Below are 23030 nucleotides of genomic sequence, written 5' to 3' on the forward strand. Positions count from 1 at the left end.
GTCGGGCGAGACGCCCGACCCAGCCCGGTCGGTGTCAAACGCCGCCTTCGTCCTTGATGACGCGGACTACTTCGGCGATCTTGGTATTGATCATGGCGGTCAGACGTTTTCGGTCCGCTGCCACCGCGGCCAATGGATTCTGCACGGCTATCACGTAGCGACCGTCGCCTTCCACATCCCGCCACTGGAGCACATGCCGTGTGACACCACGGGGTCCGAATCGCGATCGGCCCTGAATGATCTCGATCGCTCCGATGACAGACAACGAAGACTCGAGAAACCGTTGCGACCGCTGTCCGACCGAATTCTCGAAGGTAGCCTGCTCCACCCTGGATCTACCGTACGAGTAATCCATGTCGTCGGCCGAACGTTCGGGAACCAACGTGATGTCGGCGAGCTTGCCCGGCCCTATATCGGGAAGCTCGGCAACGACCGCGTCGGCGAGACGCACCGCACTGCATTCGGTGATCGTGAATCCGGCGCTGTGCCGGATGGTTTCGCCGGGACGTTGCTTCACGACATACCCGCTGTCGCCGCTTCTGGTCGCGAGGATACGAATACTGCCTGCCGGGTCGTCGAGGTCTTTGCCGTTGCGGCCCTGCACTGCCAGGCGGACGTCCGGACGGGCAATAGCAGCGAGCGCGTCCCCGAGCGAGCCGTCCACCGTCGAGCGCAACCGATCCCAGATCTGCGCCTTTTCCCGGGCAAGGTCATCGTGCAGCCGAATGCGGCTGGTGAACATGAGCGGATGCGGGAGAAAATCCTCCTCGAGTCTCTCCCAGAGAACGACGAACTCGAGATCTGTGAAACTCCAGGTACGGCTCATTGGTCCAGAACAGGTTTGACGGCCATCGGCTCGCCGATCGCTTCCTCCAGATGCTCTGCCGAGTCGAGGAAGTCGGGGCGCTTGTGTTCCTTGCCCTGGTCCTTGTTGCCCGCACCCTGCGGCGCCCCCGCCGAACCTGGTGTGCCCGGCGCCCCGGCCATCGGAGCCATACCCGTACGTCCGATCGGCATGCCGGCAGCCGTTCCGGGAAGGCCCGCCCGCGGAAACAGCTTCGACTGCGCCGCATCCCTCGCCAAGGCCGCTTCCTTGGCAAGCGCCGCTGCGGGACCGCCCGGCCCTCCCCCCTTCAGACCGGCTAGCCGACTCGCTTTGGCCGCATCCGCAGCCGCATTGGGCGCATTCATGCTGCCCATAGGTGGTACGGCCGGGTGACCTGCCGCCTGAGCAGCCTGAGCGGCGGTTTGGGCACCCGACATAGCCTGCTGGGCAATATTGGACAATTGGCCGAGATCCGAACCCGATGGCGAGGTGGGCAGCTGGGCCGACGGTTCGCCGATGCCGGAGACCGGAGCGGGACTGCCACCGGCAGTTGGCAGCGCACCAGTAAGACCGGAAGTGTCCACACCGGCGGCGGTGAGTCCAGGGCCTCCGACCCCGCCGGGATAACCACTGCTGAGCCCAGGGCCTCCGACCCCGCCGGGATAACCGCTGCTGACGCCGGATGGGTCAGCGGTTCTCTCCGGCGCGGCGTCACCTGTGCTGTCGGTGACCGGATCGGGCACTGGCAGCACAGGGATGTTGACCATCGATTCGTTAAAACCGTCCCGATAGTGGAAATCGTAGTTATCTCGATAGCGCGGAAGAGGGTCTTCTGTCGAAGCCGAATTGGAAACCTCCCCGAGCCCGGAGATAGGCCCCGCCAGGACGGCGTTGTCCGGGATCTCCGGCCCGGTCTGCGGCATGCTATTTTTCGCGCCGTACAGCCAACTCGAAGCGTATTGGAGATTGTTGCCGATCTTTGTCATATTGTCGACCAGGGGCTCTGTCGCCGCCTGATAATCCCGAGCGGCCTTGCGGGCAGCGTCTCCACCGACTCCCGACCACGATTTCTCCGATGCGACGATCTTGTCCGTGAGGCCCGAGAACACGCCCTTCAGTTGTTCAGCCAGGTAGAGCCACGCGCTGCCGGCATCGGCGATCGGCTGGGGTCTGATGCTGCGGCCGAGGTGGTACAGGGCCGCGTAGCTGAGCGATTGGCCGGCTTCGGGGGATGGGATATCGCCGTTGCCGACGCCGATGTATTTGGGCACCAGAGACCTTGTGTTGTGCCTCCTGAGGGACATCTGGGCGATTCTTTTCGGCTTGCCCGAAAGCTTTGCCGGGACGACGTTGGCGAAGTTCGTACGGGACTCCAATTCGGCGTTGGTGTATAGTTTTTCCGCCAGCGCGAATGTCTCTGCCATGTCGGCCACGATGGCGAAATGTGACCCCAGTATATTGCTGAGATGTGTCGCCCTGCGATTGAACGCGCCTGCCATGCTGATGCCGGAAGCAAGGTTGCCGAATGTGGGAAGGCTATCCAGCGGCTGGCCGTCGGCCGGCGGAGCGGAAATATAGCCCTGGATCGCTTTCAGGCCGGAAAGTGCGGTTTCGCACGCCTGGCGACACACCTGGGCCTGGTTCTCGTCGAATTCGAGCTCGCCGGACGACGCCTGTCCCGCCAGAGTTGACCAGCGCTTCCGCAGATCGTCGAGTTCACCCATCGGTCCTACTCCTGACTATCTTGTCTCTCTCGGTGTTCATCCCTCGCCGGGTCTGCGATTGCCCGGCTCCCCGTCGGCAAGTGTCACGAAAAGCGCGGTCACCTTCATGCCAGATTCCAATTCGTCGCCGAGGATCCGCAGGTGCTGGGTCTCCTTCGCGATCGAAACGGTCGCCTCGATGGGTCGAGCGCAGGATCCGTGGGTTTCACGCAGCGGATCAGTCAGTCTGTTCTCAGGATCGATCAGTAGCCGGTCACCACCGGCCAGCCAGCGGACATCCCACAAATCTGCAATCGTGCGAGTCACTTGCCGGCACAGGGGCCACCGGAACTCGGCGACCCGCTGTGATCCCACAAGCCCGCGCCGTACAGAACGGCCACACCAGGAGTCATGTAGACCATCGCCCTAGTTCCTTGTCTCAGCTCACAGCGCAATCCACGAAATCGGTCAGGCCTCACCCACCACAGATAGGGACGACGACCAGTATGGGCGGACAGGAAGGGCCGCGCATCGGTAGCCAATAGGTGTCCCGTAGGACGGCGAAGTTGAGTGTGAACTTCCGAAGGCTCGCTCCTACCGGCCTCCCACGGCAAAGCGATTGACCGCTCCGCATCGCCATGGATGCGCCTCTCTCGGGATGCGAGCCTGAACGCAATGCGTGGCAAGCTTTCCGGCGGCAACGCATCGAGATAGCCCTGAAGAGCACTATGGTCACGCGTCCGAAATCACCTGCGCGAAGCGCCGACCCGGTACCTGCGCTCCAGCGAGCGTATTCGCTCTAGTTCCAGACCCGCCGACAGAAGGGAACCGGCGCCGAAAGCGATGGCTGAATGACTGGCAAGCCTGCCGTTTCTGTACGGGGTGCGCGCCGGGAAATGCGCGCATGTCCGGGCTGAGCCAAGAGGGCACGCGGATACCTCGCACCGCGATCGGTCCACACTCGAGGCACACTGCCCGTTCGACGACAACTCGTGAAAGATCGCACTTCCGACGTCGAATCGAGTGTTGATCCCGCCAAAACAAGAGCCGCGTCCCATCCACCGGCGACGAGACCAACACGCTAATTGCTGCACCAGTTCAGACACCCAAGCTCGGCCGCCCGGACCAGCCCGTGCCGGCTCGCTTAACAAACCGGGCTGCGCGGCATCGGCGCGCACGTGAACTCGCTGCCGACTGGATCGTCTGCCGTGCCGACTGCAGTCAGTGCGAGGTTCACACAGAGCTGGTCGGCTGGTCCTGGCTCGATCGGCCGTGCAGGATCAGGGCCAGCTGCCGTTTCGCCACTGTCCTGCTCATTGCACGTGCTCCCAATTCAGGCCCAGCAGCGGCATATGCAGCCGGCGGTTGCCCTTGGTTTGGTTCCATGCGTCGTAGATCAAGGTGTCCGGATCCGGTATGCGGAAACAGTCTCGCAGTCCGATGACAACCATGTCGGAAAGGTGACGATCGACAGCGGTGGACAGCGGCCAGGAAAGTTCGATCCACCAATTCTCGTTGTGCGGGCTGTCGGGGTACTGCCAGCCGGCGTCGATGAGGCGCCGCTGCCCCGCATGGCCAGGCCTGGCGGCAGCGTCGAGATAGGTGTCGCCAGTGAGCTGTGCCTCCAGCAAGTCAGCTGTCTGCCGGAACTGAACATACCGGTATTCGTTGTCCGGCTTGCCTGACTCCTTGATGACCACGAGAGCCCCGTCGGGCAGCATTGCCAGCTCCTCTGCGAGCCCCTCGGCGAACCTCGTCCAGTCGGTCATACCAGTCCTCGCTCCTCGAGCTCGATCGCTTGGTCCTCCTTGGCCAGGTACGAGTTGGCGGTCAGACATAGCTGCACGGATCTCGACAAACCGACCAGTCGTAGGGTTGCTTCTGCACCGACCCAACGGATTTCGGGTGACCTTCCAGGCTTGCGGCTGGTTGGCTCGCCCAACGCGCCCGTGAGCACCGCCGCCATTCGGGCGAGCGCATCGCGCGCCTGCGCGCGGCCGTCGACATCGTTGGACGCAACGCTGGTCAGTGCCAGTTCGATGCTTTCGGCTCGTCCGTCGCGGCCGATCACCTCGCCGCTATCCATTCCGAATCCGTTGTCGAGCGTGACCGAGTTCGGATGTGCCGTCAAGACCTGCCAGCCGAACGCTGCCGCCAGCTCAGGCACGTCCGCAATGCGCCACGACCAGTCGACAGACTGCAAACGTGATGCCAGGTCGACGATCTCGGCATCGGTCGATTCCCGCCATTGCGCCATACAACCACCCTAATCCCGCTCTGTCGCTCGCCGTTATCAGGCGCACTACTCGTTTCACTGGTCACACCCGTATTCGAGCCCGAGTTGTTGTATCCGGTCCGGCTCCGGCTCCGACTCGCGGAGTCTGCGTCCTCCGACCGCTGCGCGACCCTGACGCCGTAGGCGACGGCGAGTGAGAGGTCCGGTCTGCCCGTCGATCGGTTACGCGGGCTGCCGCAAGCCGCTAGGAGATCCATTCCCACGTGGCGTTCTTCATGACGTACCGCCTGCCTATACCATGTATGACAGTGTCTTCATCTGTCTGGAGGTCGGCGTCACCGCCTTCCTCGACGAGGTTACCGGTGAGCTCGAAGGCGGCATACTGTTCGCTGTCGTCCCATTTGGAAAGACCATCGATATAAACGTGAGAGGCCGCACCGCATCGAAGAACGGCACCAGCGGCGGCGTTCTCGGCGATCCCGAACAGTGTGGCAGTGTCGTCGACGTAATCGGCCAGATCCATGATCAAATCCTAACTAACGTACCGGGCATGCGCGGCAGGTATCCCGCCGATGCTTCGCCGCTCATTCGGTATTCTTGACGAATCCGATACAAATTACCGCGCTGTCGAAATCGGAGTAACTGGAGAAAAACCTTTCCGGAGTGCTCTGATACACTTTCATCGGATCGAGCGGGTCTCCGCCAACTGAATAAACTCTGTAATCTGCATGATTGGCATGCCACCAGCTCCCCGTCTGTTCGTCGTATATTCCGTAATCGAAATTCGCATACCCAGGTTTGCCCCAGTTGTGATCCCCTGACATGTTGACTTGACCTGTCGTCAGGTCCGGTGCGAATCGGGTGGGATCGGGAGTCTGCGTGGCCCGTGTTACGACCTTTCCCCCCTCGGTAACGACGGGATACCCTTTGCTGTCGAGTACCAGTTCCTGGCCGGACCAAAAGTGTTTCGAGAAGATTATCGGCTTCCATTCCGATGGGTCGCCGGTCGGTAGGTGATAATCCACGCCTCGTAACTGGGAGAGTTCGGGGTCCGCTTTCACCAGGCGCATGAATTCGCCGACATCCGCCGGCCTGGTTGCCAGGATGTCCTTGAATTTCTGCACATAATTTTGAACTTTTTCAAAGGTGCGCCGGTCGCCCTCGATCCTCGCCTCACGCCGAGCGTCCAGCATTCCCTTGATGTGCCCCTTGGCGAGATCAGACCATATTTCCCTCGCTTCCGCACGTGCTCGCTCCAGGTTGTCCTCGAGATACTGGATACGCTCAGAAGCGCTACTTATGTTTCCATCGCTGTACTCGTACGACCAGTTCATGCCGCGTTCCCTCACGATGTTCTTCGCTTCATTGAGTCGTTTCCGCCAGAACCTCACCTCTGCGTTGGCCACTTCCCCAGGCGCCAACACATTCTCAGCATACTGAATCACCCGATGCGAATCCGGATCAGCGAAGGCGAGATTCATCGGCGGTAATGAATTGAGTTCCGTCTGGCCGATACCGATCTTTGTGACGCCGATACACCCTTGAAATAGGACTTTCTGTTCCTCAGGAGTCATCTCCCGGCCGTGCTGGCGCTCCCACATCTTGATGTAATCGTCCACCAGATAGCGGCGCTGGGTTTCCGGAAGACCATAACGGTTGACGACGTTTTGAGGGTCGAGCGGGGAAGCCAGCAGGCGTTCCGACCCTCGTCCCGTCTGCCGATCCTCATCGGACACAGATCGGCTACCCGCGGCACCGGAATCGGCGGGCTCAGCGAGGGCTCTCGGCTGGTCGAGTGTGGTGGGAATAGGCGTCCCGAGTGGGTCACCAACGGGCGGGTCGGCAGAGAATGTTCTTTCATAGTATTCTCTCAGCAGCTGAGCGAGATCCGTGCGGCCGCAGACCATTCGGAGTAGGTAGCGGTCGCCGTGAAGCATGCAGGCGTAGCCTTCAACGAGGCATTCTTTTCGATCATCGAGGTAGTTCCACCAGCTTGATTCGTTGCCCACCTCTTTCATGAGGAGTGCGTGTATCTCTTTCCACTCGCTCTGGTCGCTGAGCGGGACCCCCTGTTTATCCTGGTACGCCCAATTAGCTGCGTGTGCCCACTCGTGCAGCCCGGTAGGCCCGTCCTCCGGCCCTCTTGCGTTGATAAGTATGCGCCGATTCTCTGGGAAAAAGACTCCGCCTAGGTCTTCATCGGTAAAATTGTGAATGGTTTCGCCTCCGGGCATCGTCATCACGCTTCGATGGCCGCCGATGAATACGCCGCCCTCGGGCGATTGCTCGATGAAATCCATGACTTTGTCGAACACGTGTGGTGGGAGCAGCGCGAGGTAGTCGCGGTGTTGTAGTGCCACCGGGCTACGGTCGAGCAGAGTGATGAAGTCGGGTGTTGTCGGTTCGGCAAAGTTCACCGTGACGTCGAGGTCCCCGATGCCGATTGTGTCGCCGTCGCGCAGGGAAACCTTTCGGCGCGGCTCGATTTCGGCGCCGTTGACGAACGTGCGGCTCGCCGAGTGGTTGTCGCGGATCCACGCTCGACCCGAGGGGTACACGCCGACGCTGACGTGGGCCGCGGACACAGCAGGATGCCCCGCCAGAAGGCCGGCAAGCGGGCCGCCCTCCTTTCCAAGGATGTGCGATTTTCCGGTTATGAACGGCACGGAGATCTCGTCGCTTTCACCGCCGAGGTGAAATCGCATCTCCAGTGGATTCGGCTCCGAGTCAAGCCACCGAATGAAGCGCTTCATGACGGCATGGACCATCCTGAATTTGGTCGGCGCGTACGGATCGGAGTGCGAAGTGGTATCGGTCGCCACATAGGCCATCGTGTCGTCGATGTACGGGATCGACGCCTCGTCGAAATCAACAACGACTTTGTGATGGCCGAGCCAGATCTCGTCGCCGCTGCGTAGCCTCGCCTGCTGCGTCGTATCGAGGAGGTCTTCATTCACCCAGACTCGACCCGCCGCTCCATTGTCGCGGATCCACACCCGCCCGTTCGAGTCGATTCCGATACCGGCGTGGTTCGCGGACAGAATCTCCGAGATCCGATCGGGCATCGTCTTCGAGGAGGGCCCCAGATCCACTGCCGTTCCAGGTCGGACCGACAGCACCGCGGTATCACTCCCATAGGAGAGACGTATATCGATCGGCCCCTGGGCGGGGTATGCGGCGTGGTGCGCGGGAACCGGCATCACAGCACTCTCCGTCAGGTTCTCGGGGGGTAAACCTGACGGCCCGCTATCCGGCCCTGGCTGCGGGCTTCGGTGTATTCCCTCATGATCATCGGGGAAGGTCGGGTCGGCCTCACCCTCTGTCCGCGCCACAGTGCGAAGACGGCCCGCACCCACGGCAGACGAGGGTCTTGCCTCAAAGGAGGCGGCATCGGCCGCGTCCGGAGCGACCGTCACCGCATCGAGCACTTCCGCGTGCGCTTGCCGTGCTATTTCTTTTCCGAACGCGCTTTCCGCTATCCCGAGGGTGCGCGCCCGTTCGGCCTCGATGGCTTGAAGCACAAGCCGTTCATGCTGAGGGTTCAGACCCAATTCCTGTACTGCGCGGGCTTCAATTTCCTGCTCGTTCCGGATGACATCCTGTACTGCATCGAAGTCTTTCTGCACCTGCGTCAGGTCCGGATTCTTTCCTTGCGCGACCAATTTGTCGAGCGCCCGCACTTGCTCCATGTGGTGCTGCACGAATCGCGCACGATCTCTCAGCCGGATTTCCCGGTATTCCAATGCTTGCCGGGTTGCCCGCTCGACAAGGTGGCGCTCGGCGATATCCAGCTCAGCTCTGATCGAACGATCTCTTTCCGCGATATCGAGGGCAAGCATCTTTTCGACCGTCGTTTCCTGGTACTCCAGATCGAGCTCATGGGCTGTCGCGAAGCGGCTGTCGAGTTCCAGCCGCTGCGCGGCAGCCAGATGTTCTCGTGCCAGCGCAATTTCCTTGCTCGCCTGTCCAAGCGGAGCGTCCTGCTCGACAGCCCGCCTTGCTCGCTCCATCGCCCCGTCGAGGTGCAAGCGCTCCAGAGCAGCCTGGACATCGGACAATAGATTGGCGTCGATGAATTCTAGTACAGATCTGACGAATTCACGCCCAGGCGGGTTCAGCCATTCCAGAACTCGCGCCCGTTGCTCGTCAATTTCTCGAGCGAGTATCTGTTCACGTTCGGAGACGAGTACGTCGCGAGGAGTGCGGGCCCGTTCGACTCCACCGAGGTTGTTGATCTGTACGAGAACTCCATCGCGTTCCAGGCTGAACTTTGTTACTGAGAGATTTCCATTTATGTCGGCATGGACCCGATGATACTCGAAACGAAGCGTACCGCCGTGATATGCGCGCAGCAATTCCTCTTTCGCCTTTATCAGCTTTTGACCTTCGGCGCTCTCCGGATCGATTCCGCGCTCATGCATCTGGTCGAGTGTCTCGCGCAGGCGATACGCGAGATTCTGGTCGATGGCAGCGGTGCGTTGCGCATATTCCGGTGAACCTTGTTGCGCCCTTCCGGTCTCGGTCATCGCGCTGCCCAGTTGGGAACCGACGCCCTTGTTCTCGACAAGAAGCAGTGTCGGGGGCGTGTTCTCCGTGGCTGGGACGTACGACGCGGTATCAAAGGTGTCCCTGCCGTCGAAAGCACCGTCGAACGGAGTCAGCAGCAAGGCGCCGGGGCGATCCACGGGATCTACGGCATATGCGTTACCTCCGAGTTCCGCCATCTCCTTGGAGGTGGCGACCATCTCCACGCCGAGGAGGTTGTATTTTCGCGCATATTCGCCCATTTCGCGTAGACGATCGAGCTTGGCTTGCTTGTCGACATCGCTGAGCGATGGGTCCTCGCGAATCTCTTCACGCAAATCCTGAATAACATTCTTGAGTTCACCGGCTTTGAGCTCATGGATATTTTCGATCCCGAACTCTGACATATGACCTTTAACCACATCTGCAGCGCGGTCACGGTTGATCTGCTGCTTGTTCCGTTCAACGCTCAGGGCATCGATCTTGTTCTGTATGTCTGGGTCCTTCACCTGATACGGTATTTCAGGTCCGAGTTGAGCCCTGTAGGTGAGACCATCCTCCGATAGGTGGTCACGAATAAAATGGCCTTTAGCATTATGCAGGCCGAAGCCCTCGTCGCGGAACGTGTTCTCCGGGTCAGTGATATGATGCAACTTCCCGTCGCGAGTACGGTAAGTGTTATCCCGGTCTCCTGGCCGATGCAACAGTCGATCATTCTCACCGCGGTACATACCATTCGGCGGTGGAAGGTCGTCCAGTTCCGGAACCGCTGGCGTCGGCCGAGTCGAAGACTGGCCAGGAACGTGATACAGGTTTTCGAGCTGAATCAGGTTGGCGATGCTCGCGTCAGCGCCGTCATCGCTTCGCAAGGCGAGGAAGTCCGGGGCATTCGCCGACATTCCGATGTTCACGCTCGGCAGCGGGTCGTTCTCCATCTCGGCGGTCAACGGTTCGATCGCCCGACGGAACTTGTCGAACTCCGCCACCCAGCTGCGGACCACGACCCGGTCGGTGACAGGTGGATACGGGTGGTAGCGGTTGCGGCCCGGATCGAACACCATGACCTCGCCGTCGACATTCACCAACCGGAAGACGTGCGCCCCCACCCGTTTCCCGTCGATCACCTTGTGCTGATGCTCGGCATACTCGTGGAGGATCGCCGCCTGAGCACCGTCACCTGCCTCCAGCAGCCGCTGTTTGATCGCCGCATGCGGGTCATCCGGGTCGGCCGGATCGCGTTGGATTGGAACCAGCCTCGCGCCCAAGGCTTTCCGGAACACCTTCGGTTCCACTCCGGCCGGTCCGACCTCGCCGAGGTCCTCTAACCTCACCCCGGCGTATCCGGCGGCTTGCATCTGCGCCAAGACCAGCACCGCGCACTGGTTGCGCAGATACGCCTGCGCCAGTGGCGGGCTCCAGTCGGTGTCGCCGTCGGCGGTGGTGAATACCGGGTCAGCCATGACCGGTCGGGTGTCCAGATGCGCCAGACCGGCCTCTGTTGCGGCATTCCAGGCAGCAGTACCCAATTGCGAGTATTTCCGGCTGTAGTAGACCGCGCGTTCTTCCAGCCACGCAGGTTTCGGTGATCGCGGCAGTTGGCGGACGGTGACCTGGCCTTGGTCGTCGACCGAAACATGGTGGTAGATCACCGTGATACCGGCCTCGGCCAGTTGACTGCTCGTCGCCCCGGTCGCCTGCCGCAACACCGACCCCAGACCCGCCACCGGGGCAGCGACCACGATTCGTGGCACCTTGCCCAGCACTAACGTGACGCCTTCACCGAGCCGGACCCCCCGTTCCCCGGCGATGACATCGCGAGCGGCCAACACCCCGGCGGCCAACCGCGCTTCGGGATGATGCAGCCGGGTGGCGACAGCCGCTGGCCAGGCGCCTCGACCCGCGCCCGGTTCCCACGCCTTCCAAGCCGGATCTGGGCGGGCCTCACCTATCGACTGCGGCTGCTGACCCACCTCGGATTCGAGGGTGCCCGGTTGCGCCACAGCGATTTCCACATCCGGATCACGCAGCGCGACTTCGACGGCGCCTGCCAGTTCGCGCTCGCTGATGGTGGTCCGCAAGTTTCCGAATCGGGCCGCCAGCACCTGGCTGGGACCGTTCCCGTCCCCAAAGCTGCGGTACACGACCCGATAGACACCGTCCCTGTCGCGGTTCATCACGATATCGATCGGGAACCCGGCGATCTCGATGCGGATGCTGCGCCCGCCGCGCAGCCCGCCACTCGGGGGTTCGTAGACCAGGTATCGACCGTTGATCTCCCTGCTGACCAGTTTGCGGGCCACTTCCTGGGCGCTGTACGGGTCATAGGGCCCGTCGCCGACCCGACCGGCCAGTACGGCGAGAGTGGTTCGGGCGTCGACCCGTCCCAACGGTCTGATCCAGGTGCCGAAATCCACACCGCGCAGCTTCCCTTCGGCGCGGTGATCCAGATACGCCTCGAGCAATACGGCACGAATCTGGGTATTGTCCGGCTCTCGATACCCCGGCTCGAGCGTCTCGACCTTGTCGATCTCGATACCGACATCCGCATCTGACCGGCTCGGACTGCTGGTGTCCAGCTCGAGCCGGGCGAACACTACCCGGTAAGGCGGATTCGGGCCCAAGACGCTCGCGTACCCCGGGTTCTCGGCGAGAGCGTCGAGTGCCGCATCAGGGCGGTGCGCAGTCGTAAACACCACCAGCACATCTGGTTCCGTCTCGGCGGTCCGCAGATGCAACACATGCTCGCTCACCCGCTCCGGTCGTTGGGGTGTCAAGCCGCTCCGCCGCAGGACCTGCGCCACGACCTGCTCGTCGGCCATGGCGCGCCGCGACATCTCCCGGTCGAACACCGCCCTCGCGTGATGACGTTCGGCGACAAGCTCGACGAACCGCAGGCGGCGCTCGATCGCCGTGCGCCGCTCCGCCCACCCCAGCAACACACCGGCCAGCCAGGTGTTCCGTAGGCTATCGCGCCGCAACCATTGCTTAGGGTCGATATCGGCCAGCGTCACCGGGTCCACCGACAACTCGTCGGCCAACGCACGCCGATCCGCCTCGGCACGGCGGCGCAATTCGACCAGCCCCGGGGAATCCGGGCGCAACGACAACACGTCACCAGCACCCAATTCCCGGCCCAGCCGAGACAATGCGACGTTCAGATCCTCGATGCGCAAGTCGAGCAACTCGACATCCGGGCGGATGTTCTCCACTCCACGCACCGTCCCGTACGCGGGCACCGACACGAGAAGCGCCGACTGCGGTACGCCGAGCTCCGCCATCAGCTGCCGCTGCCGGTCCAGTATCTGTTCCAGCCGAGTCAATTCGGCGAGCCGCGACCGGATGCTGTCCCGGTTATCGATCAACCGCAGCCCCTCCAACCTGGACAGGGTCACCTTGTCCAGATCCTCGACGCGGACGTCACCCACTCTGATCGCCAACTCCGCCCGCACAGCCTCCAGCTGCTCGCGCGCGGTGGCAATCGCCTCACGCACCGGCACCGTGGGCGCCTTGCCTGGCGCACCGCGCATACCCAGCTTCGACAGCAGCTCGTCGCGGCGGCCCTCTACCTCCACCAGTTGGTCCATAGCGGTCGCGCTGCCGGCACCAAACGCCGGAACCGGCGTAGTGGCCCCGCTGAAAGTTGAGCTTTCGGCCCCACTCTCGGACACAACCCCATCCCGGACACCCCCCAACTCCGGTGCCTCGAGCAGTCCCGCCAGCTCCCGCCTCAGCTCCTCTACCCTGCGGTTCAATTCCTGTGCTTCAGGGTCCATCCAACCGGGTGCACGCGCCCGCCCGGTCTCGCCATACAGTCCCGCTAGGGCGGCGTAGACTTCGTCCAACGTCGTCTTGCGCGTCGCCATCCACTCATCGAGCGAGCCGAGTAGCTTCTTCAGTTTGCCGTCGAGTTCCTCTTGCAGTGCATCGGTGTGCTGCCACAGGTCGGCCAGGCTGGGTTCCGTGGCGTCAGGTTCAGCACCGGGTTCGGAGACACCGCTGTTGCGCTCAGGCGCACCATCTGTGCCAGCCACCGGGAACATCGGTAGAACGGGTCGACCCGGCAGTCGTTGAACCACTCCCTGGTGGTCGTAGAGAACCGCGACCTTGTCCCCGTCCTCCGACAGATCCAAGTCCGCAGGGCGCTGCCCGAACTCGTACACCCACGGCAGGTTGGAGTCCGGATCGAAGAACTCCAGTTTCCCCCGGTGCTCCTTGCTGTGCGACAACACGACAACGTGCGAACCCGGCCCCCTGTCGGACAAGCCGAATTCGTGCGAATCAGCATCCACCAACTGCCGCACCACCAAGAACGTCGCCCCCGGCTCCATCCTCAACAGCCGCTGTTCCAACAACCCCCAGGCACCCACCTCACAGAACTCGCCTCTGCTGGCTCGCTGCGCCGCCAACGGAAACACACCCCGCGCACCGATCTCCCCCGGGCCCAGATCACCCACCGCGCCGGTGTTGCCGGTGTTCGCGCGCACACGCTCGAGCCCCTTCACCAAACACTCGACCGCTCGCGTCCCACCAGGGGCTACACCCGACCCCCGCCAAACATCCGAACCGTCACCACCAACAATCCCGCCCGACTCGGGGCCGGAACCATCAACATCCGACCCCGCGGCAGCGTTCTCCCACTCGCCCCGAACGGCAATCCGCGCCGCCACCTCACCCAACAACCGATCCAGCTCGGCGTTCCGTGATTCGAGTTCAGCAGCGTGCGCGTCGGATGCCACCGCGGCTTCGACTATCTCATCGAGTTCCCGAACCCGACGGGCCTGCTCGAGTACCACTTCCCTACCCGGCGACGAACTCTCCCGCAACCGGTCGACCACCCGCCACACCTGGTCCGGGCTCGACGTTCCACCACCGACCTCGCCCGGCTCGACAGCTACCTCATCGACCTTTCTGACCAACACATCCCAGGCGTCCTGCCGCATCCGACGCAGTAGGTCACCGCGTAACGTGCCGGGCAAGGTGTAAACCTCATGCAGCACACCGACAGCCCGGGCCAGAACCATGACCTGATCCTCGGTTGCCCTCCGTCCCGCCACAGCCTCCGCTCGCGCCGCGGCCACACCATCGAGCTGCTTCGCCCATTTGATCAGCTGACCGGACCACTGCTCGAGCGCTTCTGGGGAATCGGCCGACCCCCGCACCGCGTACTCGGCCTCGCTCCACCGAGCCTTGCTGATCGCCTCATACAGCGTGTCGATGGCCCGAGCCCACGCGTCGTACCGATGGAACCGGCGCGCGTTCTCAACCACCGACGCGAGGTTTTGGAACTTGACGATGGCGCTGTGCTCTATCGGATCATCCGGAGAATGACGGTCGATTTCCGTGAGTCGCTGCTCGGCCCGCTCGGCGGTCACCGCCGCCGGAAGGCACTTCCATATCTCGGCAAGGTGTTCACGTGCGCGCTGAAGCGCATCGTCCAGATGCGCCTGCCCGTCGGATCCTGGAAGAACATTCCATACCGACCGGAACTCGAACGGCCTTTCCCTCTCGGAAAAGTCACGGATGGCGTCCGCAGATGCCTCGACGGATGTTTTGCGCAGTTCGGCCAGACTGTCACCCCGCGTGAATGCGCGCGCCACATCGCGCGAGTCGCTGCCATCGGTGGACCGGATACCGGCCAAGCCCCGCACCGCGTCGGCCAGACCAGTGTCCAACTCGACGTCCAGCCGACGAGACTCCTCGACCTTCGCGGCATTCACGGCTATCCGGCGAAGTTCCACATAATCCTGCACCAGGCTCGGCGCCAGCTTCGCTTTCAGCGAATCCCACAAATTGGGCGGTATCGTGTCGATACGGTACGGATTGATCTTCCCCTGTTCATCCAGAAGACTCGGCTGACCCGACGGTTGGTCCTGACGCCTCGCGAGTTTCCTCAGCTCCTTATCGTCGATGGTCGCCGGATCGAGCCCGAGCGCGGTTGTCACCCGATCACGCGCGGTAGCCAGTTCGCGGTTCAACCGTTCCTGTTCGTCCCAGCCCGGACGCAATCGCCACAACCGGAAGCCATGCTTCTCGCACAGCTGATCGAGCATTTTGTGGTCCCGTTCCGGCAGGGGGTCCCGCTTACCGGCCAGCTGGTCGAGTCGATGGGCCTGCGCGGCCAGTCGGTGGAAACGACTGGCCAGCATGTCGCCGGGAACGCCTTGTGCGCCGGCCCGGTCCAGCCATGAGCGGATGTCTCGCAATGCCGCGTCCAGCTCATCGATATGGCGCGCACGCAAGTTGTGGCGGTCGACGTCGTTCACCGCGTTCATCACGCGAAACCGTGCCGCAAAATCCTCATAAGTCGCGATCGTCTCGGCCGACAGGTCTCCTCGCTCGAGACGGTCGAAGTCTTCTACCATCCAGCGCATTTGCTCGTAGATGGTCAGACCCTCGACAGGTACGTCGATCATCTGCGCCAACTCATGACGCTCCGCGTCGAGTTTCCGCCACCATTCGGTTCGGGTCGACGAGTCTCCATGCAGCAATTCGTCGAGATCATCGTCGGACATCGAGAGACGATCAAGCGACTGAGTCATTTCGGGAAGCGGACTCCGGGAAATACTGTCGGCCGCACGCCGCGCCCTATCCAGCTCGCTACCCAATTCGAACCCGGCACGCTCCACGAATTCTCGGACCACCTTCTGCAGGTCCTTGTCGAAGTTGTTCTGGTCGATGCGCAGCTGGTCCACCAGCTCTCGAGTCGAGTCGAGCTGTGTCCGCGCCTCGGTGAGCTCCGACCGGGCCATGCGGATGGCTGTCGCCTGCTGCTCGAGCTCCTGGACTTTCTCCTGGAGCCTCTGGAGCAGATCTCGGCGGTATTCGAAGTCCTCGATGGCGACGACCACCGCATCGAGCTCCCGCAACCGATCGTCGGCCTCGATCGCCCCGCCGCCCTGCCACGCCGGGTCCACTCGCAGATCCTCGACACGCTGGGACAAACCCAGCAGGCCAAGCAGCGACCCGAGATCGTCCCGGACCGCGTCGCGCAACCGAGGTATGCCGTTCAGCTCTTCCGATCCAGGGCGCACGACCCGCTCGTCCAAATCCCGACACTCGGCAATACGTGCGGTGAGATTCGCTTCGGCCCGCTGCCGCTGCGCATACGCCTCACCCAGCGCCGCCGCCAACACATCGATCCGGCCGACACGCTCCCGCAACTGAGCCGATGAGACCCCGCCGACCTCCGACGCCAGGGCATTCACCAGCGTGTAGTCCGGATCGTTGTCGAACTTGTCGGCGGTCGCGGCATGGTCACGGCGCATATCGCGGTTGCCCAGGTCGGCATCGGCCCCCGGCGCCTCACCGATCACACCACGACGGTCGAGCTCGACCACCGCGTCCGCACGCGCCCACCCGAGGTGTTGCGGCAGCAGTTCTTCGTTGCCTTCCGTGGAGCCGCTGTCGAGATCGAACCGCTGTTCCGGCTGTTCGTCGCTTGGGCGCTCATCGCGCTGCCGCTCGTCGTCTGCGGACATACCGACATTCACGTCCGGCAGCCAGTCGTTTGCCATCGCATCCGGGGTCAATAGATCCAGCGGCTGAACGAACATGTCGAACTTCGCCATCAGGGCGCCGACCACGACACGGTCTTCCTTCGGCGGATAAGGATGGTAGAGGTTACGGCCCGGGTCGAGAACCATGGGCTCGCCTTCGACGTTCATCAACCTGAGCACGTGTGCGCCCACTCGCTGTCCGTCGATGATCTCGTGCTCATGCTCGGCGTAGAGCTGAACGATCACCAGTTGTTCGCCATCGGGATGACCAGCCAGCCAGTTTCTGGCCGCTGCATACCGATCGTCGGGCTCGAGCGGGTCGGTCGGGATCGGGACCATCCGCGCCCCCAGGGCATCCCGGAAAACCCTCAGCGGGTGCCCAGCCAATCCGGCCTTCTTCAGCTGTCCGTACTTCACCATTGGCGCCGCGCTGGCTTCCATCTGCGCCTTCACCAGATCCCCGCACTGGTTGTGCTCATTCGCCCGCTGCGCCAGCGGAGAGATCCATCCGCTGTCGCCGTCGGCGGTGGTCACGACCGCGGGCGGTTCCGGCGCTCGAGTATCGAGCGGCGCCAGGTCGGCCTCGACCGCGGCATGCCAGGCAGCGGTGGACAGGTGCTGGAATCCCAAGTCGTAATACTTCACCGGCACATCCGGCCGCGCACTCGCGGAAGTCGGCGACCACGGCACCTGGTGCACGGTTTCCTGTCCGGAGCCGTCGACCGATATGAAGTGGTAGGTCACGGTGATCCCGTTGCGGCTCAGCTCCCGGCCCGACATACCGGTCGTGAGCCACAGCAGCGCCTCCAGCTCCCGCACCGGTGCGGCGACGACTATTCGCAACGGGCGGGCGAGCACGATTCCGACGCCTTCACCGAGCGGGAACGCGCCCTCGGCGGCGAGAACATCGCGACCGGCCAATACCCCCGCGACCAGGCGAGCTTCGGGATGGTGCAGCCGGGTGGCGACGGCCGCGGGTAGGTCACGCCAAGCCCACCGGTTCCCTTCATCCGCGTGCTGGACCTGATCGTGCTCGGCTTGGGTGGTGTCGGACTGTGCGGTAGCAATGTCCACACCGGGGTTACGGAGTGCCGCCTTGATGGTTTTCGCCAGCTTCTTCTCGTCGGCGGCCTGCAGGCCCTCGAACTGAGCCGCCACAACCTGGCTGGTGCCCTCGGCCGAGAGAAATTGTTGGTATGCGACCCGACAACCGCCCTGCTCATCCCGGTCGACCCCAATCTCGATCGGGAACCCGGCGATCCGGGTTCGGACAGTTCGCCAACCGGTCTTCTTGCCGCGCGGCGGGGCGTTTCGCGACCGCAGGTCACGACCGTTGATCGCACCGCCCACCAACCGCCGCGCCACGTCCTGAGGTCCGAATGGATCGCTGGGGCCCGACGCCCTGCGGTCCAGCCGCGCGGCCAAGTCGGTGAGGGTGGTTTTGGCACTGATTCGCCCCAACGGTTTGATCCACTTGTCGAACCCGACCGATACCTGTCCCTTACTGCGAAGCAGCAGATACTCCTGCAGGAACACAGAGCGGATCTGCGCATTGGTCGGCTCCTGATACCACGGCTCGACCTCCTCGATGCGGCCGTCGAGCTCGATCCCGGCGTCCGTAGTCGCTCCATTGCGCTCGTCCACTCGGAGCCGGGCGAACAGCACCCGGAACGGCGGATTCGGTCCTAGGACGGCCGCGAACTTCGGGTGCTGTTCGACCAAGGCGTCGAGTGTCGCTTCGGGGCGATAATCGGTCGTAAAGACCAGCAGCACATCGGGTTCCGACCCCGCGGTCGCGACATGCAGCACATGCTCGTTCACCCGGTCGGCCTGCATGGGATCCACTCCGGTCTGCCCGCGAACAGCCGCCACGATCTGCTCGTCGGACAGGGCACGCCAGGACACTTCGGTGTCGAACACCGTCCGCGCGTGGTGGTATTCGGCGACCACGTCGACGAACCGTAGATGCTGCTGAATCTTCGCACGCCGCCGCGCCAGCCTATCCAGCTCCCGGGCCAAGTTGGTGTTCCGTATATCGCCGTAGCCCGAGAACGGTTTCAGGTCGATATCCGACAACACCGCCGGATCAACCCGCACTTCGGCCGCCAACGCCGCCCAATCCGACTCGGCACGGCGGCGCACCTCGACCACCTCCGGCGAATCCGGACGCAGCGTCAGATAGTCGATGACGTCCAATTCACCGGCCAGCCTTTGCAATTCGTAGGTCAGGTTGTCGATCCGCTGCTTCACCAAGAGCACGTTCGGCTGGGCGTTCTCGGCCCCGTCGGCGGACCTGTACCACGGCACCATGAGTTCCCGCGGCGGTGCCCCGACCTGCGCCAGCAACGACTCGTGCCGGTCGAGCACTCGTTCCAACTGCGCCACTTGCTCGAACTTACTGTGGTATCCAGCTCGATTGTCGCGCCCGCGCAGCTCGTACCCGGACAACGTGGCAGAGTCCAGGTCCTCGACGGGGACCCCGATTTCGATCGCCAACGCCTTCCGGTCGGCCGCCAACCTGTCACGCGACAGCGCGATCGCCTCCCGTACCGGCACCCACTGCGGGACCGGACCCCACGATTCGTCAAGCCCCAGGTGCCACAGCAGTCGATCTCGGAGACCCTCCAATTCCGCGAGTTGCTCGACCACCGGTGATGGAACCGGCATAGGCTTTTGCGGCGATCCGTCCGTCACCCGGTCCAAGGCCGCCGGCGCCGCTTCTGGCTCGGTGAAGTGTGGCTCGTCTTTGTTGGGATCCGGTGGGTTGTTTGGGGGGTAGCCGGCGGCGCGGGAGGTGAAGCGGTCGATGCCGGCGGTGGTTGCGGGTTCCTGTCCGGGTGCCAGAGGGTGTTCGGCTTGGTTGTCGGTGCCCCAGAAGGTGCCGTAGACGTCGGATACGGCGGTGTCGTGTTCGCGTGCCCAAGCCAGGACGTTGTCGTAGCCTTCCGTGCGGGTTTCCTTGCCGTCGGACCGTTGGAAGAGCACCACGGTGCCGGGCGCGATATCGAACGGGTTGTCTTCGGCCATTTCGGCGACCACGACCACGTGTGTTCCCACAGCGTCCGGATGTTTCAAACGCGGAAACTCCATGCCCACCAACATCGTCCCGCCCTCGGTGTGCACGCGGTGGACCGCCGCGGTCAGCGATTTTTGCCGACGGGAATCCGCCCTCGCCGCTTTCGCGAGGTCCGCCGACCCCACCCCCTGCATCATGGCCGCGTCACCAGCCACCCGCTGCGGCACGATCGCGATGTTCCTGGTGATTTTCCGGACGATCTGCAATGCGTACAGGGCGCAGTCCTTCGCACCGTTGCCGACCAGCAGCGACAATTGCGCGTCATCGCTGCTGTGCGCGCCCTGATCCACCATGTCGGCGACGGGGACAGGCCCATCGACACCTCGCCCGCCCATCTCGCCGGAAACCACGCCACCGGCGAGTCCGGGACCGGTACTCGGCACCGCCGCCGCCCCGCCATGAATCAGTTGGGGTTCGAACGGCGGGATGGTGAAGGGTTTGTCCGGGTCGTTGTCGGACGGAGCGGTACCGTCACCGAAACCTTCCGGACCCGTGTGTGTGTCACCTCGGCGGTCATCGCCAGGGCGCGGCCTTTGGTCATCACCCGCCATCGGTTTGGAGGTGGGTGATGGCACGGACCGGACCGGTTTGGTCGGGTTCGAACCTGTTGCGGCACTGGGTGGGGGGGAGTGTGGTTCGCCCCGATCCCCGGGGCCGGCCGTGGCTTCACCCTCCACGGCGGCGAGGGCGGCCGGGGGATTCGGTGTCGCGCCCAGCGGTGTGACAACCGCATCGGGGGCGGGGTCGAGCGGGATGGTCGGCGCGGGGTGCGACGCAGGCGCAGGCGCCTCGTCGATGGCATCGGCATTCGGCACCTGCTTGCCCGCCGCAGCGCCTGCCCCGGCCTCGCCCGCCGAGAAACCCGACCCGTCACCCACTTCGATCGAGCTGCCCGGTCGTCCGGCACTGTTCACTGCCGCACTGAGCAGGCCGGTGGGCTGGCTGTCGGTTTGGCTGAGGTCGGCGCGCACTGCGCCCGCGCCGCTCCCGAGCCCAGCAGCGACCCCACCGGCGGCTCGACCCGCTCCGCTGGACGAACCGGACCCACCCGCGTCCGTCGCTGTCGATGCGCCACTACTTGTGGTGGACGGGGGGGTACTGCTCGCTGCGGCCGGCCGGTTCTCCTGCGGTGCCGGCGTAGAAACCCATCGCTCACGCAAGGAGTTCAGTTCGGCTAGATTTACCGGCTTGCCCGCCTTCGCCGCCGCTTCCACCCTGTTGTACGCCGCGGTCGCTTCCGACGCGAATGCCTGACGAGACGCAATACTTTCCCGCCCCACAGCCGCACCCGCGCTTCGCACATGATCGGAACGCGCGTCACTCAACAACTGGCGATACAGGGCCTTCGCCTGCTCCGGAGTCGGGTGATCGGGTTTCAATGCCGGCGCGGTCGGCTGGACCCGCGGTAGTTGCGGATGCCCGGGCATCGATGCGCGCTTGCCCTCGGTGACCGCTTCGAGTGACCCCTCGCCCACGCCCGCCAGGACACTGGCCAAACCGAACCCTGTTGTATCGAGCCGTGGTGCACCCGAGGCCAGCTGTGCCGCGATGCCCCCCGCCCAACCTCCCGCTTCTCCCGCTACCCCTGAGCCTGCCCCGACCGCCATCATCCGTACCCACCACGGACCCGACCACCCCGCCACCACCGGACTGATCCCCTTGGCGGCCCAGTGCCCCGCCGGGAAGGCTAACGCGTAGGAGAGCGTGAAGCTCACCATTTCCGAGGTGTTCCAACGGTCTCTTTGACCAGTCGCCTTCTGCAGGCCCTGCGTCCCGAGCTGGAGGCTGCCCCCGAACGCGGCGCCTTTCATCATCGTATTACCGAGAATCTTCCCCACCATCGGAAGCGGTACCGCGATCTTCTTCAGCAGCGGCATCAGCACATTCTTCAGCCATGCCCGCGCGGCATCGGCCGCCAAATTCGCCGTCAACTTCACCGACGCGGCCCGCACCGACTCCCGGCCGATCGCATGAACGGCAGGTACCATCACGGGGATCAACGCCGCCCCGCCCGGTGTCGCCATCAACAACGCCACAAGTTTATAGATCGTGTACAAGGTCATCGCGGCGAAAAGCAGCTGCAAGATCTTCGCGCTCTGGAAACTCGCCGCACTGTCCCGGACCGAGTTCCCCATCTGTTCCATCGCGTCCGCCAGCACATCCAGTGAATAATCGCCGCGCAGCAACAGGTCTAGATTCTCTTGGACCGCGGCACCGCTCTCCCCTTCGAGGAATTCGGGGACCTCGTCTCGGATTTCCCGTAGCAGTGACACCAATTCCCGTAGCATCCCCGCGCTATCGAGCCAAGAATTTCCGATTCCGTCGGCTAATTCACCTTCCCGAACATCGATATGTTCCGCACCGGTCCAGTCGAAATTCAGTACCGCCGCCATCCCGGCCAACCATCCCGGAATCTCCAAGGTGATCACCGCAACCCCCCGACCCCGACCGCGGAACCGAGCGCTGCTGCCCGACGGCAGTGAACCCGGCGGTATCCACAACCACCCGAACCGGCGAACCGGACAAACGGATCCAGCAAGAACTCGACACGCACAATGACACCCCGCCTACCGCGATAGCCGACAGCACCGGCGACCGAACCACCGAGTGATCCCATCCCATACACCGCACCCAGAAATCCGTCGCCACCGCGGTACCACCACAACACCAGCGGATATCCCCATGAATCCGCGACAGTGAGAATCTCTCCCCGACATGAGGTCCACCGGGACCCGGCAATGCGCTGCGACTCCCACGGACCTGCGTCGTAGGCGGCGACGACGCCAGGAGTCATACCGACCATCGCCTCAGTTCCTCATCACAGCTCACAACGCAAACCCACGAAAGCGGCTGGCGCTCGCCGACCGCAGACAGGGACTATCAGTATTGGTGGATAGGTGGGGTTCGAGCATCGGTAGCCAATAGGTGGTAGCCACTCCTGTCAGAACCGACCACCCGAAACCACAGGGCTGCAACGACCAACCATGCACACCCGTCCACAATCGCGTGACCTTGCGTGCCGGCACCGTACGCCGACATCCAGCCGCCCTCCCTGACAGCTCCACCGACCCCCGGTTGCGGCACCGGGCGCCGGTCAGGCGCACGACCGGTGGGGGGTGACGGCACGCGGCAGGGTCGTGTGGACACGGCCACTGTCATTTTCTGCTGT

At 63.5% G+C, this 23030-nt stretch carries 8 protein-coding genes; all 8 read right to left on the bottom strand.

The features are described 5' to 3' along the window. Positions 1-34: 34 nt before the first annotated feature. A complete protein-coding gene (locus tag OH799_RS18730; protein ID WP_406265593.1) occupies positions 35-826 on the bottom strand; it encodes an ESX secretion-associated protein EspG in 792 nt (263 codons plus the stop codon). Continuing rightward, positions 823-2550 (bottom strand): hypothetical protein, encoded by a 1728-nt coding sequence (locus tag OH799_RS18735; RefSeq protein ID WP_406265596.1) that lies wholly within the window; start codon positions 2548-2550, stop codon positions 823-825. The genes OH799_RS18730 and OH799_RS18735 overlap by 4 nt, the downstream gene beginning before the upstream one ends. A gap of 36 nt (positions 2551-2586) precedes the next feature. After that, a complete protein-coding gene (locus tag OH799_RS18740; protein ID WP_406265600.1) occupies positions 2587-2856 on the bottom strand; it encodes a hypothetical protein in 270 nt (89 codons plus the stop codon). Positions 2857-3842: 986 nt separating this feature from the next. Beyond that, the gene (locus tag OH799_RS18745; RefSeq protein WP_406265603.1) at positions 3843-4298 is read right to left on the bottom strand and encodes a TY-Chap domain-containing protein; all 456 of its coding nucleotides are present in this window, start codon (positions 4296-4298) and stop codon (positions 3843-3845) included. Then, entirely contained in the window at positions 4295-4786 is a 492-nt protein-coding gene (locus tag OH799_RS18750) for a DUF6301 family protein (protein WP_406265605.1), read from the bottom strand. Before OH799_RS18750 ends, OH799_RS18745 begins: the two co-directional genes overlap by 4 nt. Before the next feature lie 223 nt (positions 4787-5009). Beyond that, complete coding sequence (locus tag OH799_RS18755; RefSeq protein ID WP_406265608.1) at positions 5010-5288, bottom strand: hypothetical protein; 279 nt, start codon at positions 5286-5288, stop codon at positions 5010-5012. 61 nt (positions 5289-5349) lie between these two features. Further along, the gene (locus OH799_RS18760; protein ID WP_406265611.1) at positions 5350-22290 is read right to left on the bottom strand and encodes an FHA domain-containing protein; all 16941 of its coding nucleotides are present in this window, start codon (positions 22288-22290) and stop codon (positions 5350-5352) included. Further along, positions 22287-22664: a hypothetical protein gene (locus OH799_RS18765; RefSeq protein ID WP_406265614.1), complete on the bottom strand. Its 378-nt coding sequence runs from the start codon at positions 22662-22664 to the stop codon at positions 22287-22289. The genes OH799_RS18760 and OH799_RS18765 overlap by 4 nt, the downstream gene beginning before the upstream one ends. Positions 22665-23030 lie beyond the last annotated feature (366 nt).

Source organism: Nocardia sp. NBC_00881 (genome assembly GCF_045207455.1).
GTDB lineage: Bacteria > Actinomycetota > Actinomycetes > Mycobacteriales > Mycobacteriaceae > Nocardia.

Excerpts from the sequence above, each read along its gene's own strand:
- OH799_RS18750 (WP_406265605.1), bottom strand. The coding sequence starts at position 4,786 with ATGGCGCAATGGCGGGAATCGACCGATGCCGAGATCGTCGACCTGGCA.
- OH799_RS18735 (WP_406265596.1), bottom strand. The coding sequence starts at position 2,550 with ATGGGTGAACTCGACGATCTGCGGAAGCGCTGGTCAACTCTGGCGGGA.
- OH799_RS18765 (WP_406265614.1), bottom strand. The coding sequence starts at position 22,664 with ATGGTCGGTATGACTCCTGGCGTCGTCGCCGCCTACGACGCAGGTCCG.
- OH799_RS18755 (WP_406265608.1), bottom strand. The coding sequence starts at position 5,288 with ATGGATCTGGCCGATTACGTCGACGACACTGCCACACTGTTCGGGATC.
- OH799_RS18745 (WP_406265603.1), bottom strand. The coding sequence starts at position 4,298 with ATGACCGACTGGACGAGGTTCGCCGAGGGGCTCGCAGAGGAGCTGGCA.
- OH799_RS18730 (WP_406265593.1), bottom strand. The coding sequence starts at position 826 with ATGAGCCGTACCTGGAGTTTCACAGATCTCGAGTTCGTCGTTCTCTGG.